Origin of the sequence: Methylobacterium sp. C25, assembly GCF_021352225.1 — a bacterium.
Taxonomy (GTDB): domain Bacteria; phylum Pseudomonadota; class Alphaproteobacteria; order Rhizobiales; family Beijerinckiaceae; genus Methylobacterium.
Genome location: NZ_JAAUVI010000003.1, coordinates 233,914 through 260,640 on the forward strand (window position 1 = coordinate 233,914; position 26,727 = coordinate 260,640).

Below are 26,727 nucleotides of genomic sequence, written 5' to 3' on the forward strand. Positions count from 1 at the left end.
TCGCTCTCGTCATCGGATGGAATGCTCACAAAAAAGAAGCCGCTCCATTGGAGCGGCTTCTTTTGTTTGGCGAGGATTGTTTAGCCTGCGGTGCGGGCCGTCGCTTCGGCACCCGCCTGGTCGTGCAACTCGGCACGCATGCCTGCAAGAGTCTCCAGCAGGGTACGGCGGGCATCCATGTCGAGGCCCGTCATGCCACCGACGTCGAGCGGCATGCATTCCATCTTGCCCTTCAGGCTGCGGCCCTTGTCGGTGAGGAAGATGCTGACCTGGCGCTCGTCGGCCCTGTCGCGCACGCGGCGAACCTGTCCCGCTGCTTCCAGGCGCTTGAGCAGGGGCGTCAGCGTTCCGGAATCCAGAAAAAGCTTCGTGCCGATATCCTTCACCGTCAGCCCTTCTTCCTCCCAGAGGACCAGCAGGACGAGATATTGCGGATAGGTGAGATCGTGGTGGCTCAGCATCGCGCGGTAGGCGCGGCCGAAGGCATGCGCCGCTGAATACACCGCGAAGCAGAGCTGGTTGTCCAAGCGTTGCGGGTCGTCGGCCCGGCCCGGCTTCGTCATTCTCGCAGTCCTCGTCCCCGTACCGGCCGACCGCGTTCGAAGAACGCCGCTGGCGGCAGCATCGGCCTACCCTTGTCGGGATGACGCAATTATCCCGCCGATCTGCGCTTTGAACGCACAGGACGGACGCGTTTTGCATCCAATCGGCAGCTAAGAGGCCGTTCTTAAAGGAAAATTGCACTGCACACAATCAAGGGCGCAGGCCTCTGCCGGGATCGCCTCATGCGCGTGGCCGGGCGTAGGTGCGGGGCCACACCGATTTCTGCCTGACGATTTGCGGAAGTCGCCAAGGATTCGCCGACCTCGTGCGTCTGAGGGGTGAAGCTGTTTGGTAAGGGGCGAGAGGCGTGCAGCGCAGCATGAGCTGTAGCGACATGGCAGCAGTTCCGCCCGCGGGCGTGGCGGATCACGCACGCGCCAGCGGGAGCGCCGGCGATCCGGATCACGATCTCGTCGCGCGGGCTGGCGCTGGCGACAGGATTGCGTTCGAGGCGCTGCTGCGCCGCCATTACGACCGCATGCATCGCATCGCCTGGCGGATGACAGGATCGCGCGAGGATGCGGAGGACATCGTGCAGGAGGTCTGCTGCGGGCTCGCCGAGCGGATCGCGGGATTTCGGGGCGAGGCGCGTTTTACGACCTGGCTGTTCGGGATCACCGCCAATGCCTGCCGCGACCATCACCGCCGGGGCGCGACGCTGACGCGGCTGAAGCAAGGCCTGGCCGTGCTCGTCCGAGCCGGAAGCGGTGGTCGCGATCCCCATCGCGGTGTCTGGTTCGGAAGTGCGCTGGCGCGTCTCGATCCGGGTTTGCGCGAGGCGGTCGTGCTGGTCGCCGGCGAGGGTCTGACCCATGCCGAGGCCGGCGCCGCGCTCGGGATCGCTGAGAACACGGTGTCCTGGCGCCTGTTCGAGGCGCGGCGCCGGCTCAAGGAGGAGTTCGACGGGGAGATGCCCGATGTCTGAGCCGGAGCACCGGGACGAGATGGGCAGGCCGCTGCCGGATGCGCCCGCGGCCTCGCCGGAGGCGCGCGAGCGGGCGATCAGCGCCGCACTGGCGCGTTTCGATACCGTCAAAGGATCTGCCGACGGCGCGCGTCCAAGGGAACGTCAAGCTCGAAAGAGGACGTTTTCCATGACCCCGATCCGTACCGCCCTCGCCGCCTCGGTCGTCGTCTGCGTCGCCGTGCCCATCGCCTGGCAGCTCTCCCGCGGGCACGGCGCTCCGTTCGGGCGGCCGGCCGAGGAGGCAGCGCCGACGCCGGCCGTCACGGCCCCCGCGCAGCCGCCGGTGCCCGAGGCGAAGCCCGCCGAGCCGGCGAAGCCGGAAATCGCGGCATCGCCTCCGAGCATCCCACAGCCTGTGACGACCCTGCCTTCGCCCGCTGACGCGGCAGCGAAGCTGCGCAACGACGCCGCCCAGGGCGAAGGGGACCGTTCTGCCGCCGGTAGCAACCAGCCGATGGCGATGGTCAGCCCGGATGCCAGCATTCATACGGCACCGCCACCGGTCAGTCCGATCACTCCACCCGCGTCATCGCCGCCGACCGATTTTGGCAGGGACCGACAGCGATCCGCGACAGCACAGGCCAAGGTTGCGGCCCGTGCGCCGTCGCAGTTGCAAGAACACGCCCCCGTGCCTCCGCCGCCGCCGATGGCGCTCGTCAAACCGGTGGTGCCGTCGCCGGCGCCGATGCTGACGCGCGCCGCCCCTCAGGGCGAGGCGCCGGCCCAGTTCTCCGAGCCGGTCGGCCAGGAAAAATTCGACGGCAAGCCGCAGAGCGGGTTCAAGACCGCACAGGAAGCGCCGGTTTCGACCTTCTCCATCGACGTGGACACCGCCTCCTACGGCTATGTCCGCGCCAGCCTCAACCGCAACGTCCTGCCGCCGGCCGCCGCGGTGCGGACGGAGGAGCTGATCAACTACTTCCCCTACAACTACCCGGTGCCAGAGAACCGCGAGACGCCGTTCAAGGTCACGGCGAGCGTGTTTCCGAGCCCCTGGGCGGAGGGCCGCAAGATCGTGCGGGTCGGGATCAAGGGCTACGACATCCACCCCGAGACGCGCCCTAAGGCCAATCTCGTCTTCCTCGTCGACACCTCAGGCTCGATGAACGGGCCTAACCGGCTGCCGCTGGTGAAGCAGTCGCTCGAAATGCTGCTGACGAAGCTCGACGACAAGGACCGCGTCGCCATCGTCGCCTATGCGGGCGAGGCTGGAACGGTGCTCGAGCCGACCGCCGCCAGCGACAAGCAGAAGATCCTGTCGGCGATCGAGGGGCTCGGCGCGGGCGGCTCCACGGCAGGCGGCGAGGGCCTGCGCCAGGCCTACGCCCTGGCCGAGCGCAACTTCGACCCGAAGGCGGTCAACCGCGTGATGCTCGCCACCGATGGCGACTTCAATGTCGGCATCACCAGCCAGGACGAGCTGAAGGGCTTCGTCGAGCGCAAGCGTGAGACCGGCATCTTCCTCTCGGTGCTCGGCTTCGGCATGGGCAACACCAACGACGCGCTGATGCAGGCGCTGGCCCAGAATGGTAACGGCACGGCCGCGACCATCGATACGATCAACGAGGCCCGCAAGGTACTGGTCGAGGAGGCGACGGCGACGCTGTTCCCGATCGCCAAGGACGTGAAGATCCAGGTCGAGTTCAATCCGGTCACCGTCGCCGAGTATCGCCTCATCGGTTACGAGACCCGGGCACTGAATCGCGAGGATTTCGAGAACGACAAGGTCGATGCCGGCGAGATCGGCTCGGGTCAGTCCGCAACAGCGCTCTACGAGATCGTGCCGGCGGGCGGCCCGCGCACCGTCGCACCACTGCGCTACGGCGAGGCCAAGACCGAGACTGCATCGAAGGCTGGCGAATATGCCTTCGTGAAGGTGCGCTACAAGCAGCCGGACCAGGACACGAGCAAGCTGATCGAGACGCCTGTCGGCCCCGCCGTCGAGCAGTCGAGCTTCGATAAGGCTGACGAGGATGCACGCTTCGCCACCGCCGTCGCCGGCTTCGGAGAAATCCTGCGCGGCGGCAAATGGACCGGCAAGCTCAAGCTCGACGACGTTGCGAAATGGGCCTCCGCCGCACGCGGCGAAGACCCCTACGGCTACCGCTCGGAGTTCGTGCAGCTCGTCCGTGCAGCCAAGACGGCGCAGACGCTGCGTCCACAGCGTCGCTGAGGCCTATTCATCGCCGGCGGGCTTAGGGAGGGCCGGCAGCAAGGGCGAGATCCGGAGCGAAGTGATCCGGTTCTTGGCCTTGCGCACCACCTGAAAGCGGAAGCCGTGGAAATTGTAGATGGTCCCCGTGTCGGGGATCGCCCGTGCCTCATGGATGACGAGGCCCGCAATCGTGGTCGCCTCCTCGTCAGGCAGGCTCCAGTCCATGGCCCGGTTGAGGTCGCGGATCGGCACGCCGCCGTCGACCGTCACTGAGCCGTCCGGCTGTGGGCGGACGCCTGAGATGGTGACGTCGTGCTCATCGGCGATGTCGCCGACGATCTCTTCGAGGATGTCCTCGAGGGTCACGAGGCCCATCACCTCACCGTACTCGTCGACGGCGAGCGCGAAATGGGTCTTCCGGGCGAGGAACGCCTTGAGCTGGTCGCGCAGGGACGTGGTGTCCGGAACGAACCATGTCTCCAGCGCCAATTCCTCGACCTTGAGGCTCGCCGGATCGCCGCCGGCCGCGTCCAGCGCCCGAAGCAGGTCCTTGGCATGGAGCACGCCGACGATATTTTCGTGCTTCTCTCGCCAGAGCGGCATGCGGGTATAGGGCGAAGCCAGCACCTCGCGCACGATCTCTTCGGAGGGCAGGTCGGCGTTGATGGTTCGCATCTTGGTGCGGTGGACCATGACCTCCGAGACGGTCAGCTCGTTGAGATCGAGCAGGCCGCCGAGCATGTCGCGCTCGGCCTTCTCGACGCCGCCCTCGCGGTGGAGCAGAGCCACCTGCCCGCGGATCTCCTCTGTCGCCGACAGAATCGAGCCGTGCTCGCCGATCGAGATGCCGAAGGGTTTCAGGATCAGGCGGACCGACGCCTCGGTCGCAACCGCCAACGGTCCGAGTAGACTCACCGAGAAGGCGACTGGCCGGGCCAGCAGCAGGGCGATGCGGTCGGGATTGCTGATGGCAAGCGTCTTCGGCAGCACCTCGGCGAAGACGATGACGAGCACCGACATCGCCACTGTGGCGTAGATCACGCCGCTCGATCCGAACAGGCTGGTGAGCACGCTCGTCGTGAAAGCGGAGGCACCGATCGCCACGACGTTGTAGCCGATCAGCATCGCGCCGATGAACCGCTCGCGGCTTGCCAGGATGCGGTTCACCAGCGCCGCCTGCCGGCTGCCGCCGGTCTCCAGCGAGAGCATCCGCGCCCGAGAGGCCGCGGTGAAGGCGGTTTCCGCCCCGGCGAAGAAGGCCGAGAGCAAGAGCGAGATCACGACGATGCTCGCCGCCAGCCAGACTTCGGAATGGGAATCCATGGAGCCGTCGTTCCCACGACCCGCAAGCCGCGGTGCCGTCGGAACTCCCTCTAGCAGCGGCGCGACGCGCTCGAAACAGAAGCGCTGCCAGATCAGGACTTCTGTGTTCGATGGTCCGGAAGGAGGCTTGGCGCCGAGAACCGTTTCCGGGTGCTCGCAGAATGCTCTAGGCGGTCTCGATCTCACGCGAGGTGCGGGCACCGTCCGACGTCAGCGTGCCGGGGAGCTCGATGCGTGCGCTCAGACCTCCTGCCGGTCTGTTCTCCAGCGTCAGGCGCCCGTCATGCGCCTCGACGATGGCGAGCACGATGGACAGACCGAGGCCGAATCCGCTCGCATCGTTGAGGTTCCTGGCGCGGTCGCCGCGCACGAAAGGCTGCAGCATGGCGTGCCGCTCGGCCTCGGGAATGCCGGGACCGTCATCGGCCACTTCGATCGCCACGCCGTTCTCGCATTTCGAGACCGAGAGCCGGGCGCCGCCGGCATATTTCACGGCATTGTCGACGAGATTGTTGACCGCCCGCTCCAGATCCTCGGGATGCGCCCGGATCAGCACGTGCCGTGCCTGCTCCATGCTCACGGCGGCGCCGGTATCCGAGAAGTCGTCGCACACCGTCTGGACCAGCGAGGCGATGTCGATCAGCGGCTTCTCAGAGTCCGAGCCACCTTCGGCGCTGCGCTCGTCCCGGGCATAGGCAAGCGCCGCCTCGACCAACGCGTTCATCTGGTCGAGGTCGCGAAGAGTCCGTTCGCGCGCCTGATCGTCGTCGATGAACTCGGCGCGCAGCCGCAGCCGGGTGATGGGCGTACGCAGATCGTGGCTGATCGCGGCGAGCATCTGGGTGCGGTCGTCGATCAGGCGGTTCACGCGGGCCCTCATCCGGTCGAGGGCACCGGCGAGAGCGAGCACCTCGTCCGGCCCCCGGCGTGGCAGCGGAAGTGGCGCCCGGTTGGTCCCGAACGCCTCGGCGGCGCCGGCGAGTTGGGCTAACGGCGCCGTGAGGGCGCGGGTCGCCCAGACGGTGAGCAGTGTCAGCGTGGTCGCGAGGAACAGAAAGGTGAAGACGACGGCGCCTCGCTTCGGCGGTTCGAGTGGATCATCGGGCAGCGTCGCGCGAAGCTGCGCCCCAGTTGGGGTGCGCAGGCCGACATGCACGACAGGCGGATCTTCGGCTGCAGCACCTAGCGCGAGATCGGTGAGCGTCAACTCCCGGCCGAAGGCGTCGCGAAGGCGCTCGATGATCGGTCGATCGTTCAGATGCGCGCTCTCGGCCGGCGTGCCCTGCCAGCCCTGGATCTGCAGACTTGGCACGCTTCGCCGGGCGGCGTCGAGGATGGTGCCGCGCTCGGCCGGCACGGCCTCGTCGAGCATGCGCGCGATGATAGCGAGACGGTTGGCAGCAACACCCGGCCGCGCCTCGGCGCGCCAGGGCTCGCGCATGGCGACCAGGGCAACCGCCGCCGCCGCATGCGCCGCGACGATCGCGGCGACAACCAGCAGGGCAATTTGCCCGGCGACGCTCTTCGGCCGTGGCCAGTAGCGCCGCAGGCCCATCGCCGCGGATCCGCCCTTCGTGGCGACCGGCGTGGCAGCGGTGGTGGTGCCGGTGCTCATGAGCGGGCTACCTCAGGCGCGAACAGGTAGCCGCCAGAGCGGATGGTACGGATGATTTCGGGATTGCGTGGGTCCTGCTCGAGCTTCTGGCGGATGCGGCTGACCAGCACGTCAATGCTGCGCTCGAACGGGCCGGCGCTGCGTCCCTGCGTCAGATCGAGAAGCTGATCGCGGGAGAGCACGCGCCCGGGCCGCAGGCAGAGCGCATGGAGCAGGTCGAACTCGGCACCGGTGATGGCGATGCGCGCGCCTTCGGGGCTCAGCACTTGGCGCAACCCGGTATCGAGCGTCCAGCCGTGGAAATGCAGCCGCCGAGCCTCGTCGACCTCCGCGCGCTCCGCGCCGTTGCCCCTGCGCAGGATCGCGCGGATGCGCGCGAGCAATTCACGCGGGTTGAAGGGCTTGGCGAGATAGTCGTCTGCACCGGTCTCCAGGCCGACGATCCGGTCGATCTCCTCGGATTTGGCGGTCAGCATCAGGATCGGCATGGCGGAGGAGGCGCGCAGTCGGCGGCACAGACTGAGGCCGTCCTCGCCCGGCAGCATCAGATCGAGCACGACGAGATCGATGCGGGACTCTGCCAGCACACGGTCCATCTCGCGCCCGTCCACCGCGAGGCTGACGCGGCACTCGTTGCCGCGGAGGTAACGCGCGATCAGCGCACTGATTTCGCGGTCGTCCTCGACGACCAGGATGTGGGGAGTGGTCGTGTTGGCAGGCGTTGTCATGGCGGCAGTCAAAATCTTCGCACGTCAGTATGCCTGCTCATCCCGCCGGTTCGTAGATCAGGGCAACACAATCTTTGTAACGCGATGTTTCGCGAGCAAGATCTTCACAATCCCCTGAAACTCGCATCGATCCGTCGATCAGTGATTGCCGGGACTCCCGCGGATTCCTATGTCGGAAGGCAACTGATTCGCAGGCAGAACTGCGCCTCGCCGCCGACAGACCCGAGAGACGACGATGATGAGTTCGAACCGCCTTTTCGACGACGTCGCCCGGATCTTCACCGACGCGACCGGAGCGGCCCAGGGGGTGCGCCGGGAGGCCGAGACGCTGTTCAAGGCTCAGATCGAGCGCCTGATCCGCGACATGGACATTGCATCGCGCGAAGAGGTCGATGTCCTGCGCGATCTCGTTGCCACATTGCGAAGCCGCAACGATGCGCTGGAAGCCCGTATCGCGGTCCTGGAATCCCGGCTCGGCACAAATGCGAGTCCTGCCGGCAACACTGAATCCGCCTGATGGATTTTACACAGGAACGAGCGGTGGAAAGTGCAGTTCCCTACCCTTCATCCCGTGACAACGCTTTGAACGATGCAGGGAACGCAGGCTATAAACGTTTAGGCACTGATTCGCGCCTGACAGAACAACTCCTCGAACGCTCGGACCGCTGATATCCGAACGAATCCACGCTCCTGCGTAGGTTTCGTTTCGGCACGCTCTCGGATTCGACGCGGCCTTTGCTTCACCGCCGAACCGTTCATCGGTCATGAACGGATCGACAATTTGGATCGCCATGACCCAGCTGAACATCATCGAGGATTTCGACCGTCCAGAGCACCCGCTCGACGTTGTCGAGAGGCTGGCCTCCCTGCGTGACTGGATCTTCGATCGAGCGGAGACGGACGAGATGTCCGTCACGGTTGAAGGCAAGTGGACGGAGTATCACGTCGCCTTCACCTGGATCGAGGATGTCGAGGCGCTGCACGTCGCCTGCGCTTTTGATCTCAAGGTACCTGATCGGCGTCGGGTCGAGATGACCAAGCTGATCGGGATGCTCAACGAGCAGCTCTGGATCGGCCATTTCGATCTCTGGTCGAACGACAACGTGGTGATGTTCCGCCACTCGCTTCTGCTGACAGGCGGCATCGCGCCGACGCAGTCACAATGCGCCATGCTGATGAAATCGGCCGCCGAGGCCTGCGAACGCTATTATCAGGCCTTCCAGTTCGTGCTCTGGGCCGGGAAGCCGGCGCGCGAGGCTCTCGACGCCGTGCTCTTCGAGACCGAAGGCGAGGCGTGAGCCGTCGGGGATGAGAACCGGAAAGGGCTCGCTGCCGGCGTCGCTGACACTGGTTGGCGCCGGAAAGATGGGCGGCGCGCTCCTGCGCGGCTGGCTCGAGGGCGGACTCGATCCGGCCGACACGACAGTGATCGATCCGCAGGTTGGGCCGGATCTCGCCGCACTCTGCAAAGAGCGTGGCATCACCCTCAATCCGAGCAATCCGGCCGCGGCCGACGTGCTGGTCGTCGCCATCAAACCGCAAGGGTTGGAAGCGACGGCGCCGACGCTCGCTTCGCTTGTCGGCCCCGGCACACTCGTGGTGTCCATCCTTGCTGGCAAGACGCTCGCGAACCTTGCGGATCGTTTCCCTGGGACGCGCGCCTTCGTGCGCACGATGCCGAACCTGCCGGCGAGCATCGGCCGCGGTGCGACCGGAGCAGTCGCCAGCGCCGCCGTGACACCGGCCCAGCGCGCGACCGCCGATGCGCTCCTCGCTTGTTCCGGCCTCGTCGAGTGGCTCGACGACGAAGCGCTGATCGACGCGGTGACCGCCGTGTCTGGCTCGGGACCGGCCTACGCATTCCTTTTGGCCGAAGCGCTCGCCGAGGCTGGCGCCAAGGCCGGCCTTCCACCTGAAATGGCAGCGCGGCTTGCCCGTGCCACGGTCGCGGGCGCCGGAGCCCTTCTCGACGCAAGCACCATCGACGCCGGCCAGCTTCGCCGCGATGTCACATCGCCCGGCGGAACCACGGCTGCTGCACTGGAAGTTCTGATGCGCGAGGGCGGCGTCCCCGATCTGCTCGTCGAGGCGGTGGGAGCGGCGCAGCGCCGGGCCGGAGAGCTGGCGGGCTGAGTGCTGCTTCGCAGCGCGACTGCAAGTCGGGCAATTGCTCCCTACATGAGACGTGACCTCTCGAACGGAGCGCGATCATGGATGCCCCCGATCCGAAGCCGAAGGCCAAGAAAAAGCCCAATCCTCGCGAGGCCGTAGTCGAGGCTCTGATGCGGCTCGCCGCCGAGCAGCCCTGGAACGACATCGAGATCGGCGACATTGCTCGCGAAGCCGAGATTAGCCTTGCCGAGTTTCGCGACCTGTTTCCGTCGAAGGGCGCTGTGCTCGGCGGCCTGTCGCGCGTCATCGACAACAAAGTCCTGGAAGGTGATTTCTCGGATTTGGCCGAAGAGCCGGCACGCGAGCGTTTGTTCGACGTGCTGATGCGGCGGCTCGATGCGATGGCGCCCTACAAGACGGCGCTCCGCCGCATTTCCTATGCGCTCCGCGGCGATCCGCTCTCGATGATGGCGCTCAACAACGTCGCGCTGAACTCGCATCGCTTTATGCTCGCGGCAGCCGGGATCGATACCGAGGGCCCGCTCGGCAGGCTGCGGCTGCAGGGCTCGGTAATCGCCTTTGCGCGGGTAGTTCAGGTCTGGCTCGACGACGACGATGCAGCGCTCGCGCGCACGATGGCGCGCCTCGACAAAGAGATACGCCAGGGCGAGCGCTTCATGGAGCGCGCAGACGATGCGCGGCGGCTCACTGCGCCGCTGCGCGCCATCGGCCGCGCCCTGCTGGAACGCCGCCCGAGCCGCAACCGCCGTCGCGATACCGACGACGACAAGACGATTGACGGCGATCCGGCCGCGGCCGTCTGAGGCCGATCAGCGCGCGTCGGCCGAGCGGCGACGGTTGGGGGCCGCATGGCCGCCATCCATGACCATCCGACAGCCGGGGCTGAGATTGGCCTTCTGGCTTCGCAGGCACTGGGTGATCGCGCTGGCGCTGGGAATGTAGGAGGCGCAGAGACGCCATACGTCCGGCTCGCAGGCGGCGCGAGCATCGGCGCTCTGAGCGAAGGCGTGCGAAGCACCGCAGATCAGGAGCGCAGCGAAGAGCGAAGTACGTGTCATGAGCGTCGAGCCTTCCCTTCTCCGTATTTTATACGGTCAAGCTCGCGCCGAAATCGTTAACGAAATCCCAAAAGCGCCGGATCAGGGCCAGAAGTCGTTAAGACTTCCCGACGCTGTTGCAACGGAGCCGCGTGACCGACACGCCACACCCGCCTCAGTGGCAGCCGCAACCGTCGCCGCAACCGCCGCTGGAGGCGTTGCCGACGGGAACCGATGCGGCCCGGTCTCGGCTGAGGCCGCGCTCTTCCAGCTCGGCGAGGTAGTTTTTCCAGCGCGTGCGGTACTCTCGGCCGAGATCGTAGAGGTATCCCCAGCCGAAAATGCCGGTATCGTGCATGTCGTCGAAGCGGAGCTTCACGGCATAGTTGCCGATGGGCTCGACGGCGAGGATCGCGACCTCGCGCTTGCCGCCAATGATCTTGCGCTCCGCCGGTGAATGGCCCTGCACTTCGGCCGAGGGGCTCGACACGCGCAGATATTCGGCGGGAAGGTCGAAGCGACCGCCATCCTCGAAGGCGACGCGCAGCATGCGCTTGTCGCCGAGCAGGCGGATTTCGGTGGGCCAGCGTTCGCTCATGTTCTCCCCACGCCGTGCGATGTGCCCCGTGTGCTTGCTCGACAGGGGCCAAACCCTCATATGAATACAGATGCTGGACCTGTCAGCCGATAAAGCAACCCGAAGCGATCTCGAGTCGCGTGCAGAGACGCATATGTGGGCTGTTCGTGACGACGCTCCCTTGCCGACGCGCCTAACGCCGCTCGTCGATCCATTCGGCCGCGCGATCACCTACCTGCGCATCTCGGTCACCGATCGCTGCGATTTCCGCTGCAGCTATTGCATGGCCGAGAACATGCAGTTCTTGCCCAAGCGCGACCTGCTGAGCCTCGAAGAGCTCGACCGGGTCAGCAACGTCTTCATCGAGCGCGGCGTGCGCAAGCTACGCATCACCGGCGGCGAGCCGCTGGTCCGCCGCGACATCATGCAGCTCTTCCGCCGGCTCTCGCGCCATCTCGACAGCGGCGCCCTCGACGAATTGACGCTGACCACCAACGGTTCGCAGCTCGGCCGCTTCGCGCCGGAGCTGGCCGATCTCGGCATTCGCCGGGTGAATGTGTCGCTCGACACGCTCGACGCCGAAAAATTCAAAGACATCACCCGGCGCGGCGACCTGCCGACGGTGCTCGCCGGCATCGAGGCGGCGCGCAAGGCGGGCATCAAGGTCAAGATCAACGCCGTCGCGCTGAAGGGCCTGAACGAGCACGAGATCCCCGACATGATCCGCTGGGCTCACGGGCTTGGCATGGACATGACCCTGATCGAGGTGATGCCGCTCGGCGAGATCGACGGCGACCGCACCGACCAGTTTCTGCCTCTCTCCGTCGCCCGCGAGCAGTTGGAAGTGCAGTTCACGCTGACTCCGCTCGCCCACCGCACCGGCGGCCCTGCCCGCTACGTGAAGGTGGAAGAGACCGGCGGCCGACTCGGCTTCATTACGCCGCTGACCCATAATTTCTGCGAGGGCTGCAACCGCGTGCGCCTGACCTGCACCGGCCAGCTCTATCTCTGCCTCGGCCAGGAGGATTCCGCGGATCTGCGTGCGCCGCTGCGGGCCTCGCCGAACGACGACCTTCTGAGGCAGGCGGTGATCGACGCCATCGCCCGCAAGCCCAAGGGGCATGACTTCGTCATCGAGCGGGCGCGCCCCGCCGCCGTGCCGCGGCACATGAGCGTCACCGGCGGCTGAGCCTCGCCGTCACCGCATCGCCGGCTGTGCCGGTGGCCGTTCACGCCGTGCGTAGATTCGGCGCAGCGTCCGCCAAAGGAAAACGATCGCCGCCAAGACCGCCAGGGCGATGAGTCCGGCGACGGTCGCCGCTGCGGCCGGATGGATCAGCACAGCCAGCAGCAGGCCGGTCGTGGTGACGTCCTCTCCAAGCGACAGCCCGATATTCGAGAACGGCTCCGGGCTGGCATTGGCGACGGCCCGCGCACTGGCCTTCGCGCCGTGGGTGAGCAGCGCCGCGCTACCGCCGAGGAGCAGGCTGGCGATCTGCCAGGTCGGGTCCTGCGGGTCGATCACCGCCGCCGCGAGCAGCGCACCGCCGATCGGCCGGATGAAGGTGTGGACGCCGTCCCAGAGCGAGTCGAGCCAGGGGATCTTGTCGGCGAAGAACTCGGCGACCAGGCCGACGGCCGAGATGCCGATGATCGTCGGGCTGGCCAGTGCGTCGAGCGCGTGCAGGTGCTGGGGCAACTGCACCCAGCCGTAATGCATCGCGACCCCGAGCGCGAAAGTGCAGAGATAGATCCGCCAGCCAGACAGCAGGCCGATGCTGGCACCCAATCCGATCAGTTCCGGGGCACCCATCCGTCATTCCTCGCGGGCCGATTGGCCCAAGCTCAGAATATGGGTCCGAGCGAAGCTTCATGTAGACCGTCCTGCACCTTCCGACGATTGACGCTCTCAGGCAGCCCTCCTAGACGAGGCCGCATTCTGCATTCGTTTGGAGACGGTCGATGGCGAAGGTCGCATTCCTGGGCCTCGGCGTGATGGGCTCGCCGATGGCGGGGCATCTCGCGAAGAAGGGCCACGACGTCACGGTCTACAACCGCACCCGCGCCAAGGCCGATGCCTGGGTGAAGGCGAATGGCGGCGCCGCAGCGGATACGCCGCGCGAGGCCGCCTCCGGCCAGGAGATCGTTTTTGCCTGCGTCGGTAACGATGACGACCTGCGTAGCGTCGTGCTCGGCGAGACCGGTGCTTCGGCCGGAATGAGCAAGGGCGCGGTCTTCGTCGATCACACCACGGCATCGGCGGAAGTCGCCCGCGAGCTGTCGGCGGCTGCGGATGCAGCCGGCCTTCATTTCATCGACGCTCCCGTCTCTGGTGGGCAGGCCGGTGCCGAGAACGGGGCACTCACCGTCATGTGCGGCGGCGATGCGGCTACCTACGCCAAGGTGGAGCCGGCGATCATGTCCTTCGCCAAAGCCTCCCGGCTGATGGGGCCGTCGGGCTCCGGCCAGCTCACCAAGATGGTCAACCAGATCGCGATCGCCGGCCTCGTCCAGGGCCTGTCGGAGGCGATCCATTTCGGCAAGCGCTCGGGCCTCGACATCGAAGCGGTGCTCGACGTGATCTCGAAGGGCGCCGCTGGCTCCTGGCAGATGGAGAACCGCGGCAAGACTATGAATGCCGGCAAGTTCGATTTCGGCTTCGCCGTCGAGTGGATGCGCAAGGATCTCGGCATCCTGCTCGCGGAAGGCCGACGAAACGGCGCGCACCTGCCCGTCACCGCGCTCGTCGACCAGTTCTACTCGGACGTCGAGGCGATGGGCGGCGGTCGCTGGGACACGTCGAGCCTCATCGCCCGCCTGGAGCGCTGAGACGCTCCACGGCGATCCGGAAGGCCGAGTCCGGGTCGGTCCAGATCCAGTCGTCACCCATCTGGTGTCGGAACCAAGTGTGTTGCCGCTTGGCGTAGCGACGGGTATCGCCCTGCCCTCGCGCGATCGCCTCGTCGCGAGAGATCGTGCCGTCGAGATGGGCGATCAGCCCCGGCACGCCATGCGCGCGCATCACCGGGAGCATCGGATCGAGCCGGCGCGCCCTCAACGCTTCGACCTCGTCGAGAGCACCCTCCTCCAGCATCGAGACGAATCTCGCGTCGATTCGGCGGCGTAACTCGTCCCGATCGACCGAGAGGAAGAACCGGAGCAGTGGACGTCCGGCCAGCGGCCCGGCCCGGCGCTGGCCCTGAAAGTCCGCTATCGGCCGGCCAGTGGCTTCGAAGACTTCGATGGCGCGCATGACGCGCATCCGGTCGGAAGGCCTCAGCGTCTGCGCGCCCGCGGGGTCGAGCGAGGCGAGTTCGGCATGCAAATCTTCGGTGCAACGGCCTTCGGCGCGCCCTCGAACAGCCTCGCGCACGGCCTCCGGCACCGTCGGCAAGTTCGAAAGTCCCTCTTCGAGTGCGCGGAAGTAGAGGCCCGTCCCCCCGACGAAGATCGGCAACCGGCCCTCGGCCTCGATTTCGCCGAGGATACCCCCGGCCTCGCGGGAGAAGGCTCCAACGGAATAGTTCACCGCGCCGTCGACCGTGCCGTAGAGCCGGTGAGGCGCCCGCGACTCCTCATCCGGCATCGGCCGAGCCGAGAGTCGGCGCAAATCCGCATAGACCTGCATCGAATCGGTGTTGACGACGGTCCCGCCGAAGCCGCTGGCCAGGGCGAGCGCCAGCGCCGACTTGCCCGAGGCGGTCGGCCCTGCGATGAGGATCGCCGCCGGCCGCCCGACCCCTGTCTCCGTCAGCGGCGACACCAACTACGCCTTTCGTGATCCTGGCATGACCCTCGTCGCGACGCTGATAGCAAACCCGGCCCGCCCCGCCATCACTGGCTCGGTGCTGACGGATGCGCGCGAGGCGTTGATGACGGAGCATCCGCCGCGCCTGCTGCATCACGGCGTGGCGGCCGAGTTTCTGGTCGATGCGCCCCTCGACCAGGCGGAGATGCTGACGGCCCGTCTCGAAGAGCGTTTTGCCGGTGAGCCGTTCGACGTCGCCGTGCTGCCCGCGGGCCCGCATCGTCGCAAGCGTCTTTTCCTGGCCGACATGGATTCGACCATGATCGAGCAGGAATGCATCGACGAACTCGCCGACGTCCTTGGGATCAAGGCAGAGGTCGCGGGCATCACCGAGTGCGCCATGCGCGGCGAGATCGCGTTCGAGCCGGCCCTGCGCGAGCGAGTGGCGCTCCTCAAGGGACTGAATGCCACCGTCGTCGACGAGTTGATCGGCACCCGCATCACGCTGACGCCGGGCGGCAGGACGCTCGTGGCGACGATGCGGGCGCACGGCGCCTATACTTGCCTCGTCTCCGGTGGCTTCACTCTGTTCACCGGTCCCATCGCCAGCATGATCGGCTTCGACGAGACCCGCGCCAATCAGCTCGACCTCACGGACGGACAGCTCGCCGGCACGGTCGCCGAGCCCATCGTCGGGGCGGAGGCAAAGCGTGCGACGCTGCTCGAATTGCGTGAAAAGCTAGGGCTGTCGCCAGAAGACACCATGGCCGTGGGGGACGGTGCCAACGATCTCGCCATGCTTGGCGAGGCCGGCATCGGAGTGGCCTTCCATGCCAAGCCGGCGGTTGCAGCCGCAGCCAAGGTCAGGATCGAGCATGGCGACCTGACCGCTCTGCTGTACCTGCAAGGTTATGGCGCGGCGGAATTCGCGGGATAGCGTCGCCGCACGCACAGCCGTCAGCGCGTGGCCAGAGCCATCCAGGGCCAACGCGCCGACGCCGCGTGTACGGCCCTGGATGGCTTCGCTGCCTTCGAACGGCGGTTCTTGAGCGAGCTCAGTCGAGCCTGATCGCCACGAAACGGACGTCGCCGTTCGCGCCGGCGACCTGCAGCAGCACCGACTTGCGCGATTCCTTCTTCAGCGCGTCGACCTTCTTGGTGACGTCGGCGGGAGTGCTGACAGCCTCCTGGCCGACCTCGACGATGACCTCGCCGGGGGAGATCCGCTTGTCAGCCGCAGTCGAGTTCGGATCGACCCGGGTGATCACGACGCCCTTCACGCTGTCCTTGATATTGAACTTCTTGCGCAGCTCGTCAGTGAGGTCGGAGAGATTCAGGCCGAGCGCCTGGCGCATGGCACTCTCCGGCTCAGCCTGCTTCGCGTTGGCGACCTGAGTCTTCTCGCCATCCTCGAGCCGGCCGAGCACCACCGACTTCGTGACCTCCTCGCCCTTCCGGACGACGATGACCTCGACGGTCTTGCCGACCGGCGTTGCGGCGACGATGCGCGGCAACTCGCTGGACGACTTCACGGCCGTGCCGTTGAACTTGGTGATCACGTCGCCGACTTCGAGGCCGGCGGGCTTGGCCGGGCCTTTCTCGTCGACGCCAGCGATCAAGGCGCCTTTCGGACCGCCCTTGAGGCCGAGCGCTTCCGCGGTGGCGTCGTCGACGTTCTGGATACGCACGCCGAGCCAGCCGCGGCGAACCTCGCCGAACTCGCGCAGCTGGTCGAGCACAGGTCTCGCCGTATTGGAGGGAACGGCGAAGCCGATGCCCACCGAACCGCCGGATGGCGACAGGATCGCCGTGTTGATGCCGATGACCTCGCCGTTCATGTTGAACAGCGGACCGCCCGAATTGCCCTTGTTGATGGCCGCATCGGTCTGGATGTAGTTGTCGTAGGGGCCGGACTCGATGTTGCGGTTGCTGGCCGAGACGATGCCTGCGGAGACAGACCCGCCGAGGCCGAACGGGTTGCCGATCGCCATCACCCAATCGCCCGGGCGCATCTTGTCGGAATCGCCGAACGGCACTGCTTTGAGCGGCTTGCCTGCCTCGGGCTTCACCCGGAGGATGGCGAGGTCGATCTTAGAATCCTTGCCGACGATCTCGGCCTTCAGCTTGGAGCCGTCGTGCAGGATCACCTGGATGTCGTTGGCGTCGCCGATGACGTGATTGTTGGTGATCACGATGCCAGAGGCGTCGATGATGAAGCCGGAGCCGAGCGAGTTCGACTTTCGAGACTGCTGGCGCGGACCGTCCTCGTCGCCCTTGTTGTCGCCGCGCTGGCCCCGCTTCTTGAAGAATTCCTCGAACAGGTCCTCGAAGGGCGTGCCCTGCGGCAATTGCGGCATCGTCCGACCGCCGCGCGCGGATTTCTCGACAGTGGTCGAGGCCGAGATGTTCACCACCGCGTCGGTCACCTGCTCGGCGAGGTCGGCGAGCGATTCCGGCCCCTTGGCAAAGGCAGCCTGCGGCATCAGGGCGGGCGCCACCGAGATCGGCAGCATCGCCCCGATCATCGCGGCGGCGAGCGCCGATCTCGCGCGCTGGCGGAGGGCCGGGCGGCTTTGACCCGGAACGGCGCGCATGGCGAGGCGCATATGGCGTTTCCTTCTTGAAGCGTGCCTATAGATCGGCGTCGTCCCAGCATGATCAAGAGCGGCGCGAATGGCCGCTCTAGTCATGCAGCCATCAAGGCTTGGCAGCGCCGGCCGCGCGTCCCATCGGATCGCTGAAGTAGCGGAAGAACGACGAGTTAGGGCTGATCACCAGGCGCGTGTCCTGGCCCTTCATGCTCTGCTCGTAGGCCTGCATCGACCGATAGAAGGCGAAGAAGTCGGCATCCTTGCCGAAGGCTTCGGCGAGGATGCGGTTCCGGTCGGCTTCACCCTGGCCGCGCAGCTTCTCCGAGGTGCTCGTGGCATCGGCGAGGAGAACGGTGACCTCCTTGTCGGCCTTGGCCTTGATGGTGGCCGCCGCCTGGTCGCCGTTGGCGCGGATGTCGGCCGCCTCGCGCTTCCGCTCGGAGGTCATCCGGTCGTAGACGGCCTGCGAATTCTTGGCAGGCAGGTCGACACGGGTCATGCGCAGGTCGACGATCTCGACGCCGAGTTGCTTGGCCTGCTTGTTCACGTCCTCCTGGATCTCGTTCATCAACTCGACGCGGTCGGTGCGGACGATCGCGTCTCGGCTCGAACGGGCCAGCACGTTGCGAAGCGAGGAGTTGGTGAAGCTCGACAGGCGCTGGTTGGCCAGCGGGATGTTGCCAACCGACTGGTAGAACTTCAGCGGATCGACGATCCGGTAGCGCACGAAGGCGTCGACCTCGAGGTTCTGACGGTCAGCTGTCAGCAGGGTCTGGACCGGAAGGTCGAGATCGAGCACGCGCTTGTCGAAGAGAACGACCGAGTCGGTGAACGGCACCTTGAAGTAGAGGCCGGGCTTGGTTTCGCCGTGCGGATTCAGCACGGCGCGCACGCGGCCGAGCTGAAGCACGAGAGCCTGCTGCATCTGCCCGACGGTGAAGACCGAAGCGTAGAGGCCGACGACGACGAGACCGGCAAGGACGATCAGTCCGGTGCGGAAGGCGGAACCGTTCATCGGGCAGCTCCACCGCGGCCGGCGAGGTCGCCGAGGGGCAGGATGGGCAGCACGCCCGCGGCATTGGCGCCGGCAGCGCCGGTCCCGGTCTGGTCGATGATGACCTTGTTCACGGAGCCCAGAACCTTCTCCATCGTCTCCAGGAAGATGCGCTCGCGACTGACGTCGGGCGCGGCCTTGTAGGCGTTGTAGACCTGCGTGAAGCGCGCGGCCTGACCGGTCGCCTCGGCGGTGGCCTGATCGCGGTAGGCCTCGGCCCCCTGCACGATCTGCGACGCGCGGCCACGGGCCTGCGGCACCTCGCGGCTGGCATAGGTCTCGGCCTCGTTGCGGGCGCGCTGGGCGTCCTGCTGCGCGGCGTTCACATCGATGAAGGCCGGCCGGACCTCGGGGGGCGGGTTCACGCTGGTGAGCTGCACCACCTCGATGCTTACGCCGGCGCCGTATTCGTCGAGGGCGGTCTGGAGGATCTCCTTGACCTCCTGAGCGATGCTCGACTGCTCGTTGGTGAGGATCGCCTGGATGTTGCGGCGGCCGATCACCTCGCGCATGGCGCTCTCGGAGATCGCCTTGATGGTTCCCTCGGGGTTTTCGAGGTTGAAGACGTAATCGTCCGCCTTGAGCGGATTGATGCGCCACTGCACCTCGAAGTCGAGGTCGACGATGTTCTCGTCGCCGGTGAGCATCAGGCTCTCCTCCGGCACGTCGCGCTGACGTGCCGCACCGGCGCCGGAACGGTAGCCAACCACCACCGATTTCCTTTCGCCGACATTGGGCTTGACCACACTGCCGATCGGATAGGGGAAGTTGTAGTTCCAGCCTGACGCGGTCTGGCCGGTATAGCGCCCGAACACCGTGTTGATGCCGACCTCGTTGGGCTTCACCGTATAGAGGCCGGTGAGCAGCCAGACGCCTAGCAGGATCACGGCGACGAAGAGCAGGCCCTTGCCGCCGCCGAAGCCACCGCCAGTGCCGGAACCGCCGGGGATGATCCCACGCAGGCGATCCTGACCGCGACGGATCAGATCTTCCAGATCGGGAGGCGTCTTACCGCCACCACCGCCTCCGCCGCCCCAGGGTCCACCGCCGCCGCCATTGCCACCGCCGGGACGGTTGCCCCAGGGGCCGCCTCCCCCACCGCTGCCGCCGCCGCTCTGATTGCTCCAAGGCATTCTCGACGTAGACTCCTGCTCCGGCCCCGATCCGCAAGATGCCGCCCGCTCCGAACGGCACCTCGCCACGATCGATCGCTGGATTTCCGCTACCGGAAACGACTTACCGGATCCGTATGGTCGAGCGCACCTGATTGGCCGCGCCCGCTCCTGTCAAGGCCGTGAGGTGGGCATCCGCAACCTCCGCCGCAACGGCTGTGGCCCTGCGTGCAACCGCGCACGGGCTGCGAAAAAGTCTTGCCGAGCTAGGGATGAAATCGGGCGGCCCGTTCCAGGTCGATGAAGACGAAGGCATGCTCGTCCTTTCCGCCCGCCGGATGAGCCTCGCGCAGGATCTCCCGGAAGGTCGAGCGATCGAAGACCGGGAAATGAGCATCGCCCTCGGGCGCGCTGTCCACCTCGGTGAGGTGAATGCGGTCGGCATGCGGCAGGGCCAGGGCGTAGATCTCCCCGCCGCCTACGACCATCAGGTCGTCGGACCTCGCCGCAGACAGCGTTTCCTCCCAGTCGTGCACGACCTCGGCACCCTCTGCCTGGAAATTGCGGTCGCGCGTGAGCACGAGGCTGCGGCGACCCGGCAGGGGGCGGCCGATCGCCTCGAAGGTCTTGCGTCCCATCAGCATGGGCTTGCCCATGGTGAGTGCCTTGAAGCGCTTGAGGTCGCTGGACAGATGCCAGATCAGGCCGTTGTCCCGGCCGATGACGCCGTTGCGGGCGACCGCCACGACGAGAGAGATCTTCGGAGCCACCATCAGACAGCCACCGGGGCCTTGATGGCCGGATGGGGCGCATAGCCCTCGATGGCGATGTCCTCATAAGTGAAATCGAATAGCGAACGTCTCTCACCATTGAGACGCAGGGTCGGCAGAGCACGCGGCTCGCGGGCGAGTTGAATCTGCGCTTGTTCGAGGTGATTCAAGTAGAGATGGGCGTCGCCGAGAGTGTGGACGAAGTCGCCTGCCTGCAAGCCGGTGACCTGGGCGATCATCGCCGTGAGCAAGGCATAGCTCGCGATGTTGAAGGGCACGCCGAGGAAGACGTCGGCCGAGCGCTGGTAGAGCTGGCAGGACAACCGGCCCTCCGCCACGTAGAACTGGAAAAGGCAGTGGCAGGGGGCGAGCGCCATCTTGTCGAGGTCGGCCGGGTTCCAGGCCGAAACGATGAGGCGGCGCGAATCCGGGTTGCCGCGAATCTGGTCGACGACCTGCGCGATCTGGTCGACCGTCGAGCCGTCTCGTCGCTCCCACGACCGCCATTGCTTTCCGTAGACAGGGCCGAGGTCGCCGTTCGCGTCGGCCCATTCGTCCCAGATGCTCACGCCCTTGGCCTGGAGCGATCGGACGTTGGTGTCGCCGGCCAGGAACCAGAGCAGCTCGTGGATGATCGAGCGCAGGTGCAGCTGTTTTGTCGTGACGAGCGGAAAGCCCTCTTCCAGATCGAAGCGCATCTGATGGCCGAACACGGAGAGCGTGCCGGTGCCGGTGCGGTCGTCCTTGCGGACGCCCTCGTCGAGGATGCGTCGGAGAAGCTGCTGATAGACCTTCATGGCCCGGAGAATACGGCGCGAGACGCACCGCAGGAACCCATTGCAAGCACCCGCACACAAGCTTGGCTGCACGACCTCAGTCGGGGACGGGCCAGAGCAGGTAGGTGATCAGAGCCAGATTGCTCCAGCCGTGCAGCAGCATGCCGGGCCAGAGCCGACCCGTTCGCCAGCGCAGCCAGCCGAGGGTGATCGCCAGCGGAAGCAGCGAGATCGGCCGGGCGATGCCGCCTGATTCGGAGAGATGGGCGAGCGAGAACAAAAGCGCGGTGGCGGCGATCGCACCTGCAGGCCGCATGATCCGACTGGCCCTGGCGAAGGCCTCGCCGCGCATGACGAGTTCCTCGGCTATCGGCGCGAGGACGATCACGTAGGCGAACCATCCGACGACCGAGATCGGCGACAGGAACGGTGAGAGATGAATGCCCTGGGCAACTCCGCCGTTCAGAGCTCGAGCGGTCTCGGTCACCCAGACGATGTGGATGACCGGCCAGACCGCCAGCAGAAGCCACAACCTTAAAGGGCTGCTGTTTCGTGGGTCGGCGGGAGCGGTCAGAGCCAGCCTGCGGCGCCAGGCCGCTCCATCCTGCCAAAGGGCGAGGCCCACGACGAAAGCGGCAATCAGCACCTGTCGCAAGACGTCGGCGGCGACACCACGCCCAGCGATTTCACGAAGCGGCAGACGCGGCCTTAGGGCCTCCGGCGTGAAAACATCGACGCCGATCCTGAGATCAGCTCCGACGCGCACCAGGACGATGGCCAGCAGGCTCGCCAGGGTGAGCAAGGCGAGGGGGATCGCAATGAGCAGAAGGGCTTGGAACAGCCAAGCAACGAGACTCAGCCTCGCAAGCGGCGCCGGTGGAGGAGGGGGTACCTGCCCGTGAGGCGCATCGCCGGCGTGCACGGGAGCAACAGCGGCGTCATCGAGCGAGGGCGCGTACGGATCGCTCTTCAAAACCGCCCACGCTCCCTCTATATTCGCGGGTGCCGGTCGCAAGGCCGGCTATGGCGATAAACGTTCTTCGAAATAAACCTATCGGACCCGGGGGCGGTACCCGGCGCCTCCACCAAGACCCAGGACTGATGGCCGCAAGGCCGGCGGAAGACGGAAAACTGGGTTTCGGCGGGGGCGAAATAGGATCGACGAGGGCGTAAAGGTTGAGCTTTCGCTCGGCATGGTTCCGCCGTTATCGGGCCTTTGCAATAGTTGCCAACGACAACTTTGCTCCGGTGGCTGTCGCCGCGTAAGCGGTGCCAAAAACCGACCTAAAGTCCTAGCGGGTAGCACCGCATAGGCGGGGTTCGGAGGTACCTGGCAACAGAAACCTCCACTTAAATTGTCGACGACCCCGGCGGCCTCTGACGTCCGGAAGGCACCCCGGGCAGAGCGAGCGCCGATGGCAGAAGACCTGATCCGCTACGATCTCCTGGTGCAGGACGCGCTACGCGGCGTGGTGAAGCGGGTGCTCACCGATGCTGCCCGCGACGGGCTCTCGGGCGAGCACCACTTCTACGTTTCGTTCCGCACCGAAGCGCCGGGCGTTCGCATGTCTCAGCGCCTTCGCGAAAAGTACCCTCAGGACATGACCATCGTCCTGCAGCATCAATTCTGGGACCTGAACGTCGGCGAAACCTCCTTCGAGGTTGGTCTGTCGTTTTCTGGCGTGCCCGAGCGGCTGCTGGTGCCGTTCGATGCGCTGTCGGGCTTCTTCGATCCATCCGTGCAGTTCGGCCTGAAATTCGATCTCCAGGAAGAGGGCGAGACCTCTGAGGAGGCCGAGAACGCCCCGTCCACGGTCAAGGCCGGCCCGCGCGGCGCGGCCTCCGAGCCGGCCGAGACCAAGCCGAAGGGCGCCGGCCTAGCCGCGATATCGGGTCCGAAGGTCGTGCCGGCACTGTCGGGCAGCAGCAAGTCTGGCGAGGGCTCCAACGACCCTGCCGAACCGGGCAAGGATGCCGCCGTCGCCGAGAAGGGCGCCGGCAAGGACAGCGGCGCCGAGGTCGTCAGCCTCGACGCGTTCCGCAAGAAGAGCTGAGCGGCGCACCCGCGCAGGTCGTGAGACTCGGTGGGAGCGGCCGAGGAGCGTCCCTCAGCCTGCCTTGATCCAGCGCGCCGCAGCCTCCGCGCTGTTCTCCGGGCGTGAATTGAACGCGATCGCTGCGTCAGGGGCGTACTCGCGCACCGCATTGATCACCGCCTCGAAGACGATCAGCCCATCGGACGCGAGACGCACGCCGCCACCGATCACGACGCAGTCGTAGGTTTTCGCCTGCAGTTGAAGCGTCACCGTCGCGACCGCATCGCGGGGCCGAATGGAGCAGAAATCGGCTCCCCATCCGCGATCGCGCATGTCCTTCAGACAGATCTCGATACCCGCTGCGATTTTCTCGGCATTCATTCCGGGCGGTAGGGCGGGATCGGAAAAATCGACGGCATCGGGTGCATAGCCGATCAACAGGACCTGCGTCATGAAGCGCCTCCTTACGATCCTTCGCACGATCCACGCCCGCTGAACGTTAGACCTGTCCCGTGTGAACCAACGGAGGCGCATTCGCTTGGTTCTCGGAAGGTGCCTTTCCGCGATCGCGCACTCGCATCCGCAAGCCGCCCTGCGGCCTGAGCGTCACCCGGTGCAGTGGCACCACCGGTGGATGATCTGCGGCGAGGTCGAGTCGCACGGCTCGCGCCACATGCGCCAGCACGATCGTCGCTTCCTGCAGCGAGAAGCTCTGGCCGATGCAGACGCGTGGACCCGCTCCGAAGGGCAGATAGGCGAAGCGCGGGATGCTCTCGCGATTCTCCGGCAGGAAGCGCTCGGGCACGAAGGCGTCGGGATCGTCCCAGAGCGTCCGGTGTCGGTGCAGTACCCACGGCGCGACCATCACCGTCGAGTTCCGAGGAATCTTGATGCGGCCAATGTGATCGTCGCGGATCGCCTGGCGGCTCATGAAGGGCACCGGCGGAAACAGCCGGAGGGTCTCCTCGATCACAGCCTTCGCGAAAGGGAGATCGGCCAGCGCGAAATGGCCGTCTGCGCCGATTGCGGCGTCGGCCTCCGCCTCCAGCCGTTCGCGCGAGGCCGCGTCCTGCGAGAGGCAGTAGAGCGCCCAGGTGAGCGCGTTGGCAGTGGTCTCGTGGCCGGCAGCGATGAAGGTGACGATGTTGGCCTTCACTTCGAGATCGGTCAGGCCGTTGCCGGTCTCGGGATTGCTCGCAGTGAGAAGCAGCGTCAGCAGGTCGTGCGGGGCTGCACTGCCCGTCGCGGTCAGGGCGCGCCGCCGCTCGATCAGTTCGTCCACCACTTCCTCGAAGAAGCGCCCGGCGGGCCGTGCCCGCAAGCGGCCGATGCGCGGCACGAAGTTCGGCATGCCGAAGACGTCGAGCGGGTCGATCGGGCCGATCGCTTCCAGGAACCGGGTGATGGCGCGGCCGACCGCGTCCGGATCGCGCTTGAGCCCTTGCGTGAAGATCGTGCGCTCGAGGACGTCGAGGGAGACGCGCGTCATCTCGTTCGCCGCCTCGACCTGTGAGCCGTCGCGCCTGACGAGCCGGCGAGCCACGCGTATCCCGGCGAGGTTCATCGATTCGGCGAAGCTGGTGACGTGGCGGGCAGAGAAGACTGGTGCGATGGTGCGGCGCTGGTTGCGCCATTCCTCTCCTTCCGCCGAGAGCAACCCGTTGCCGAGCCCCGGCGCCAGGATGCGGCGCTGCAGGTCGTCCTTGCGGTAGTTCTTGGCGTTCTCGACGAAGAGGTAGCGGATCAGCGCAGGGTCGCTCACCACCGTCACGCGCCCGAGCACACCTTCCGCCGCGACCACGGGCTGCTCGAAATGTGAGCGCATCCATGTGGTGATCGGGTTGCTGCGCGCCGCTCGCAGAAAGCCGAATAACCCGAGATCCGTGGTCCGGGGTTTCGGAACCTCCGGCCGGAAACGGAAGGGCATCGGAATCTCGCGCGCCAGCGTCGTGTCCGTCCGCATCAAATCTCCTTTGACCGCGCGAGAAGCGGAATTTCACTCCGCGGCTCCCTTCGTTAAGTAGGGGCCGCAACGACCCAGACGAAGAGGCCACGATGTCGCCGGAAACCTCGACCGAGACCCGCACCGAGTCCGACACCTTCGGACCGATCGAGGTCCCCGCGCACCGCTACTGGGGCGCGCAGACCCAGCGTTCGATCCAGAACTTCCGCATCGGCACCGAGCACCAGCCGGCTCCGATCGTCCACGCGCTCGGCATCGTGAAACAGGCCGCCGCCCTGGTGAACAAGGATCTCGGCGGCCTCGATGCCAAGATCGCCGACGCCATCGCCGCCTCCGCCGCCGACGTCGTCGCCGGCAAGCATGACGACGAGTTCCCCCTCGTGGTTTGGCAGACGGGCTCCGGCACCCAGTCCAACATGAACGCCAACGAGGTGATCGCCTCGCTCGCCAACGAGCGCCTCGGTGGCAAGCGAGGCGGCAAGTCCCCGGTCCACCCGAACGACCATTGCAACCGCAGCCAGTCCTCGAACGACACCTTCCCCACCGCGATGCACATTGCCGTGGCGCGCGAGATCAAGGAGCGCCTGCTGCCGGCGCTGACCCATCTGCACGATGCGTTGGAAGCGAAGTCCAAGGCCTTCTCACCCATCGTGAAGATCGGTCGCACACACCTTCAGGACGCGACGCCCGTCTCTCTCGGCCAGGAATTTTCCGGCTACGTCGCGCAGGTTGCGCTCGGCATGGCCCGCATCGAGCAGACGCTGCCCGGCGTCTTCGCGCTGGCCCAGGGCGGTACAGCCGTCGGCACCGGCCTCAACGCCCATCCGGAATTCGCCGAGCGTTTCGCCGCCAAGGTCGCGGAACTGACCGGGCTGCCCTTCACCTCGGCCGAGAACAAGTTCGAGGCACTCGCCACGCACGACGCGCTAGTGTTCACACAGGGAGCGCTCGTCGCTCTGGCCTCGGGCCTGTTCAAGATCGCGCAGGACATCCGCCTGCTCGGTTCCGGCCCGCGCTCTGGCCTCGGCGAGCTCTCGCTGCCGGAGAACGAGCCCGGCTCCTCGATCATGCCGGGCAAGGTCAACCCGACCCAGTGTGAGGCGCTGACCATGGTCTGCTGCCAGGTGGTCGGCAATGGAACCACGGTGAGCTTTGCAGGCTCACAGGGTCATTTCGAGCTGAACGTGTTCAAGCCGGTGATCGCCAATGCCGTGCTGCAATCGGTGCGGCTGCTGGCGGATGCAGCGGTCAGCTTCACCGACAATTGTGTCGTCGGCATCAAGGCGAACGAGGACAAGATCGCCGACTTGATGAGCCGCTCGCTCATGCTGGTCACGGCGCTCGCGCCGTCAATCGGCTACGACAAGGCCGCGACCATCGCCAAGACGGCGCACAAGAACGGCACCACCCTCAAGGAAGAGGCGCTGAACCTGGGCTACGTCACGGCCGAGGAATTCGACCGCGTCGTGCGGCCCGACACCATGCTGGCGCCCAGCATCGATTAGACGCATGATCATGTATCCGGCGGGATCTTCCCGC

At 66.3% G+C, this 26,727-nt stretch carries 27 protein-coding genes and 1 other RNA gene; 12 read left to right on the top strand and 16 right to left on the bottom strand.

What is annotated here, in order from left to right:
- Window positions 1-80: 80 nt before the first annotated feature.
- Entirely contained in the window at window positions 81-563 is a 483-nt protein-coding gene (locus HCU64_RS10970; protein WP_233383908.1) for a MarR family winged helix-turn-helix transcriptional regulator, read from the bottom strand.
- Window positions 564-937: 374 nt separating this feature from the next.
- Between HCU64_RS10970 and HCU64_RS10975 the strand changes: the two genes are divergently transcribed.
- The gene (locus tag HCU64_RS10975) at window positions 938-1,528 is read left to right on the top strand and encodes an RNA polymerase sigma factor (protein ID WP_233383909.1); all 591 of its coding nucleotides are present in this window, start codon (window positions 938-940) and stop codon (window positions 1,526-1,528) included.
- A gap of 169 nt (window positions 1,529-1,697) precedes the next feature.
- Entirely contained in the window at window positions 1,698-3,743 is a 2,046-nt protein-coding gene (locus HCU64_RS10980) for a vWA domain-containing protein (RefSeq protein WP_233383910.1), read from the top strand.
- A 3-nt stretch (window positions 3,744-3,746) separates the two neighbouring features.
- On the opposite strand, the gene HCU64_RS10985 is transcribed toward HCU64_RS10980, so the two are convergent.
- From HCU64_RS10985 to HCU64_RS10995, 3 genes are all read right to left on the bottom strand, one after another.
- The gene (locus HCU64_RS10985; RefSeq protein WP_233383911.1) at window positions 3,747-5,048 is read right to left on the bottom strand and encodes an HlyC/CorC family transporter; all 1,302 of its coding nucleotides are present in this window, start codon (window positions 5,046-5,048) and stop codon (window positions 3,747-3,749) included.
- Window positions 5,049-5,214: 166 nt separating this feature from the next.
- Entirely contained in the window at window positions 5,215-6,663 is a 1,449-nt protein-coding gene (locus HCU64_RS10990) for an ATP-binding protein (protein ID WP_442785942.1), read from the bottom strand.
- Window positions 6,660-7,391 carry a response regulator gene (locus HCU64_RS10995; RefSeq protein ID WP_233383912.1) on the bottom strand — a complete coding sequence of 244 codons (732 nt, stop codon included), beginning with the start codon at window positions 7,389-7,391 and terminating at the stop codon, window positions 6,660-6,662. Before HCU64_RS10995 ends, HCU64_RS10990 begins: the two co-directional genes overlap by 4 nt.
- A gap of 235 nt (window positions 7,392-7,626) precedes the next feature.
- Here HCU64_RS10995 and HCU64_RS11000 point away from each other — a divergent pair, with 235 nt between their 5' ends.
- The 4 genes from HCU64_RS11000 to HCU64_RS11015 all read left to right on the top strand — a co-directional run bounded on the left by HCU64_RS11000 (window position 7,627) and on the right by HCU64_RS11015 (window position 10,327).
- Entirely contained in the window at window positions 7,627-7,908 is a 282-nt protein-coding gene (locus HCU64_RS11000; RefSeq protein ID WP_233383913.1) for an accessory factor UbiK family protein, read from the top strand.
- Window positions 7,909-8,182: 274 nt separating this feature from the next.
- Window positions 8,183-8,689, top strand: a complete 507-nt coding sequence (locus HCU64_RS11005) for a YbjN domain-containing protein (RefSeq protein WP_233383915.1) — start codon at window positions 8,183-8,185, stop codon at window positions 8,687-8,689.
- Window positions 8,690-8,699: 10 nt separating this feature from the next.
- Window positions 8,700-9,524, top strand: coding sequence for a pyrroline-5-carboxylate reductase (gene proC, locus HCU64_RS11010; protein ID WP_233383917.1), 825 nt, complete (start codon window positions 8,700-8,702; stop codon window positions 9,522-9,524).
- 77 nt (window positions 9,525-9,601) lie between these two features.
- Window positions 9,602-10,327: a TetR/AcrR family transcriptional regulator gene (locus HCU64_RS11015; RefSeq protein ID WP_233383918.1), complete on the top strand. Its 726-nt coding sequence runs from the start codon at window positions 9,602-9,604 to the stop codon at window positions 10,325-10,327.
- A 6-nt stretch (window positions 10,328-10,333) separates the two neighbouring features.
- Here HCU64_RS11015 and HCU64_RS11020 read toward each other — a convergent pair whose 3' ends face one another.
- Both HCU64_RS11020 and HCU64_RS11025 read right to left on the bottom strand, forming a co-directional pair.
- Entirely contained in the window at window positions 10,334-10,582 is a 249-nt protein-coding gene (locus HCU64_RS11020; RefSeq protein WP_233383919.1) for a hypothetical protein, read from the bottom strand.
- Window positions 10,583-10,736: 154 nt separating this feature from the next.
- Window positions 10,737-11,159, bottom strand: a complete 423-nt coding sequence (locus HCU64_RS11025) for a gamma-butyrobetaine hydroxylase-like domain-containing protein (protein WP_233383920.1) — start codon at window positions 11,157-11,159, stop codon at window positions 10,737-10,739.
- A gap of 133 nt (window positions 11,160-11,292) precedes the next feature.
- Between HCU64_RS11025 and moaA the strand changes: the two genes are divergently transcribed.
- Window positions 11,293-12,327 carry a GTP 3',8-cyclase MoaA gene (gene moaA, locus HCU64_RS11030; RefSeq protein WP_233383921.1) on the top strand — a complete coding sequence of 345 codons (1,035 nt, stop codon included), beginning with the start codon at window positions 11,293-11,295 and terminating at the stop codon, window positions 12,325-12,327.
- A 9-nt stretch (window positions 12,328-12,336) separates the two neighbouring features.
- On the opposite strand, the gene HCU64_RS11035 is transcribed toward moaA, so the two are convergent.
- The gene (locus HCU64_RS11035) at window positions 12,337-12,951 is read right to left on the bottom strand and encodes a DUF4126 domain-containing protein (protein WP_233383922.1); all 615 of its coding nucleotides are present in this window, start codon (window positions 12,949-12,951) and stop codon (window positions 12,337-12,339) included.
- A 149-nt stretch (window positions 12,952-13,100) separates the two neighbouring features.
- On the opposite strand from HCU64_RS11035, the gene HCU64_RS11040 reads away from it, so the two are divergent.
- The gene (locus HCU64_RS11040; RefSeq protein WP_233383923.1) at window positions 13,101-13,967 is read left to right on the top strand and encodes an NAD(P)-dependent oxidoreductase; all 867 of its coding nucleotides are present in this window, start codon (window positions 13,101-13,103) and stop codon (window positions 13,965-13,967) included.
- On the opposite strand, the gene miaA is transcribed toward HCU64_RS11040, so the two are convergent.
- Window positions 13,945-14,901, bottom strand: a complete 957-nt coding sequence (gene miaA, locus HCU64_RS11045; RefSeq protein ID WP_233383924.1) for a tRNA (adenosine(37)-N6)-dimethylallyltransferase MiaA — start codon at window positions 14,899-14,901, stop codon at window positions 13,945-13,947. The two genes, HCU64_RS11040 and miaA, sit on opposite strands and share 23 nt — an antisense overlap.
- A 25-nt stretch (window positions 14,902-14,926) precedes the next feature.
- Here miaA and serB point away from each other — a divergent pair, with 25 nt between their 5' ends.
- Window positions 14,927-15,823, top strand: coding sequence for a phosphoserine phosphatase SerB (gene serB / locus HCU64_RS11050; protein ID WP_233383926.1), 897 nt, complete (start codon window positions 14,927-14,929; stop codon window positions 15,821-15,823).
- Window positions 15,824-15,941: 118 nt separating this feature from the next.
- Here the strand turns inward: serB and HCU64_RS11055 are convergent, their stop codons facing one another.
- The 6 genes from HCU64_RS11055 to HCU64_RS11080 form a co-directional block, all read right to left on the bottom strand.
- Window positions 15,942-17,492: a DegQ family serine endoprotease gene (locus HCU64_RS11055; RefSeq protein WP_233383927.1), complete on the bottom strand. Its 1,551-nt coding sequence runs from the start codon at window positions 17,490-17,492 to the stop codon at window positions 15,942-15,944.
- 91 nt (window positions 17,493-17,583) lie between these two features.
- Window positions 17,584-18,492 (bottom strand): protease modulator HflC, encoded by a 909-nt coding sequence (hflC, locus tag HCU64_RS11060; protein ID WP_233383928.1) that lies wholly within the window; start codon window positions 18,490-18,492, stop codon window positions 17,584-17,586.
- A complete protein-coding gene (gene hflK / locus HCU64_RS11065) occupies window positions 18,489-19,664 on the bottom strand; it encodes an FtsH protease activity modulator HflK (RefSeq protein ID WP_233383929.1) in 1,176 nt (391 codons plus the stop codon). The genes hflC and hflK overlap by 4 nt, the downstream gene beginning before the upstream one ends.
- Before the next feature lie 245 nt (window positions 19,665-19,909).
- Entirely contained in the window at window positions 19,910-20,416 is a 507-nt protein-coding gene (locus HCU64_RS11070) for a dihydrofolate reductase (RefSeq protein WP_233383930.1), read from the bottom strand.
- A complete protein-coding gene (locus tag HCU64_RS11075; protein ID WP_233383931.1) occupies window positions 20,416-21,210 on the bottom strand; it encodes a thymidylate synthase in 795 nt (264 codons plus the stop codon). The genes HCU64_RS11070 and HCU64_RS11075 overlap by 1 nt, the downstream gene beginning before the upstream one ends.
- Before the next feature lie 76 nt (window positions 21,211-21,286).
- On the bottom strand, window positions 21,287-22,162 hold the full coding sequence (locus HCU64_RS11080; protein ID WP_233383932.1) for a CPBP family intramembrane glutamic endopeptidase: 876 nt from the start codon (window positions 22,160-22,162) through the stop codon (window positions 21,287-21,289).
- Here HCU64_RS11080 and ssrA point away from each other — a divergent pair.
- Window positions 22,154-22,540, top strand: a transfer-messenger RNA (tmRNA) gene (ssrA, locus tag HCU64_RS11085). The two genes, HCU64_RS11080 and ssrA, sit on opposite strands and share 9 nt — an antisense overlap.
- A 64-nt stretch (window positions 22,541-22,604) precedes the next feature.
- Complete coding sequence (locus HCU64_RS11090; RefSeq protein ID WP_233383933.1) at window positions 22,605-23,243, top strand: SspB family protein; 639 nt, start codon at window positions 22,605-22,607, stop codon at window positions 23,241-23,243.
- Between the two features lie 54 nt (window positions 23,244-23,297).
- Here HCU64_RS11090 and HCU64_RS11095 read toward each other — a convergent pair whose 3' ends face one another.
- Window positions 23,298-23,678, bottom strand: coding sequence for a hypothetical protein (locus HCU64_RS11095; protein ID WP_233383935.1), 381 nt, complete (start codon window positions 23,676-23,678; stop codon window positions 23,298-23,300).
- Between the two features lie 46 nt (window positions 23,679-23,724).
- Window positions 23,725-25,188 (bottom strand): cytochrome P450, encoded by a 1,464-nt coding sequence (locus HCU64_RS11100; protein ID WP_233383936.1) that lies wholly within the window; start codon window positions 25,186-25,188, stop codon window positions 23,725-23,727.
- A 92-nt stretch (window positions 25,189-25,280) separates the two neighbouring features.
- On the opposite strand from HCU64_RS11100, the gene fumC reads away from it, so the two are divergent.
- Window positions 25,281-26,693, top strand: coding sequence for a class II fumarate hydratase (gene fumC / locus HCU64_RS11105; protein ID WP_233383938.1), 1,413 nt, complete (start codon window positions 25,281-25,283; stop codon window positions 26,691-26,693).
- Window positions 26,694-26,727 lie beyond the last annotated feature (34 nt).

Bases quoted from the DNA above. Each gene is read 5' to 3' on its own strand.
- HCU64_RS10980 (WP_233383910.1), top strand. From the start codon at position 1,698: ATGACCCCGATCCGTACCGCCCTCGCCGCCTCGGTCGTCGTCTGCGTC.
- HCU64_RS11035 (WP_233383922.1), bottom strand. From the start codon at position 12,951: ATGGGTGCCCCGGAACTGATCGGATTGGGTGCCAGCATCGGCCTGCTG.
- hflC (WP_233383928.1), bottom strand. From the start codon at position 18,492: ATGAACGGTTCCGCCTTCCGCACCGGACTGATCGTCCTTGCCGGTCTC.
- HCU64_RS11000 (WP_233383913.1), top strand. From the start codon at position 7,627: ATGATGAGTTCGAACCGCCTTTTCGACGACGTCGCCCGGATCTTCACC.
- fumC (WP_233383938.1), top strand. From the start codon at position 25,281: ATGTCGCCGGAAACCTCGACCGAGACCCGCACCGAGTCCGACACCTTC.
- HCU64_RS11025 (WP_233383920.1), bottom strand. From the start codon at position 11,159: ATGAGCGAACGCTGGCCCACCGAAATCCGCCTGCTCGGCGACAAGCGC.
- HCU64_RS11095 (WP_233383935.1), bottom strand. From the start codon at position 23,678: ATGACGCAGGTCCTGTTGATCGGCTATGCACCCGATGCCGTCGATTTT.
- HCU64_RS11040 (WP_233383923.1), top strand. From the start codon at position 13,101: ATGGCGAAGGTCGCATTCCTGGGCCTCGGCGTGATGGGCTCGCCGATG.
- HCU64_RS11055 (WP_233383927.1), bottom strand. From the start codon at position 17,492: ATGCGCCTCGCCATGCGCGCCGTTCCGGGTCAAAGCCGCCCGGCCCTC.
- moaA (WP_233383921.1), top strand. From the start codon at position 11,293: ATGTGGGCTGTTCGTGACGACGCTCCCTTGCCGACGCGCCTAACGCCG.
- HCU64_RS10970 (WP_233383908.1), bottom strand. From the start codon at position 563: ATGACGAAGCCGGGCCGGGCCGACGACCCGCAACGCTTGGACAACCAG.
- HCU64_RS11090 (WP_233383933.1), top strand. From the start codon at position 22,605: ATGGCAGAAGACCTGATCCGCTACGATCTCCTGGTGCAGGACGCGCTA.
- HCU64_RS10975 (WP_233383909.1), top strand. From the start codon at position 938: ATGGCAGCAGTTCCGCCCGCGGGCGTGGCGGATCACGCACGCGCCAGC.
- HCU64_RS10995 (WP_233383912.1), bottom strand. From the start codon at position 7,391: ATGACAACGCCTGCCAACACGACCACTCCCCACATCCTGGTCGTCGAG.
- proC (WP_233383917.1), top strand. From the start codon at position 8,700: ATGAGAACCGGAAAGGGCTCGCTGCCGGCGTCGCTGACACTGGTTGGC.
- HCU64_RS11020 (WP_233383919.1), bottom strand. From the start codon at position 10,582: ATGACACGTACTTCGCTCTTCGCTGCGCTCCTGATCTGCGGTGCTTCG.
- HCU64_RS10990 (WP_442785942.1), bottom strand. From the start codon at position 6,663: ATGAGCACCGGCACCACCACCGCTGCCACGCCGGTCGCCACGAAGGGC.
- HCU64_RS11070 (WP_233383930.1), bottom strand. From the start codon at position 20,416: ATGGTGGCTCCGAAGATCTCTCTCGTCGTGGCGGTCGCCCGCAACGGC.
- HCU64_RS11005 (WP_233383915.1), top strand. From the start codon at position 8,183: ATGACCCAGCTGAACATCATCGAGGATTTCGACCGTCCAGAGCACCCG.
- HCU64_RS11100 (WP_233383936.1), bottom strand. From the start codon at position 25,188: ATGCGGACGGACACGACGCTGGCGCGCGAGATTCCGATGCCCTTCCGT.
- HCU64_RS11015 (WP_233383918.1), top strand. From the start codon at position 9,602: ATGGATGCCCCCGATCCGAAGCCGAAGGCCAAGAAAAAGCCCAATCCT.
- HCU64_RS10985 (WP_233383911.1), bottom strand. From the start codon at position 5,048: ATGGATTCCCATTCCGAAGTCTGGCTGGCGGCGAGCATCGTCGTGATC.
- serB (WP_233383926.1), top strand. From the start codon at position 14,927: ATGACCCTCGTCGCGACGCTGATAGCAAACCCGGCCCGCCCCGCCATC.
- HCU64_RS11075 (WP_233383931.1), bottom strand. From the start codon at position 21,210: ATGAAGGTCTATCAGCAGCTTCTCCGACGCATCCTCGACGAGGGCGTC.
- hflK (WP_233383929.1), bottom strand. From the start codon at position 19,664: ATGCCTTGGAGCAATCAGAGCGGCGGCGGCAGCGGTGGGGGAGGCGGC.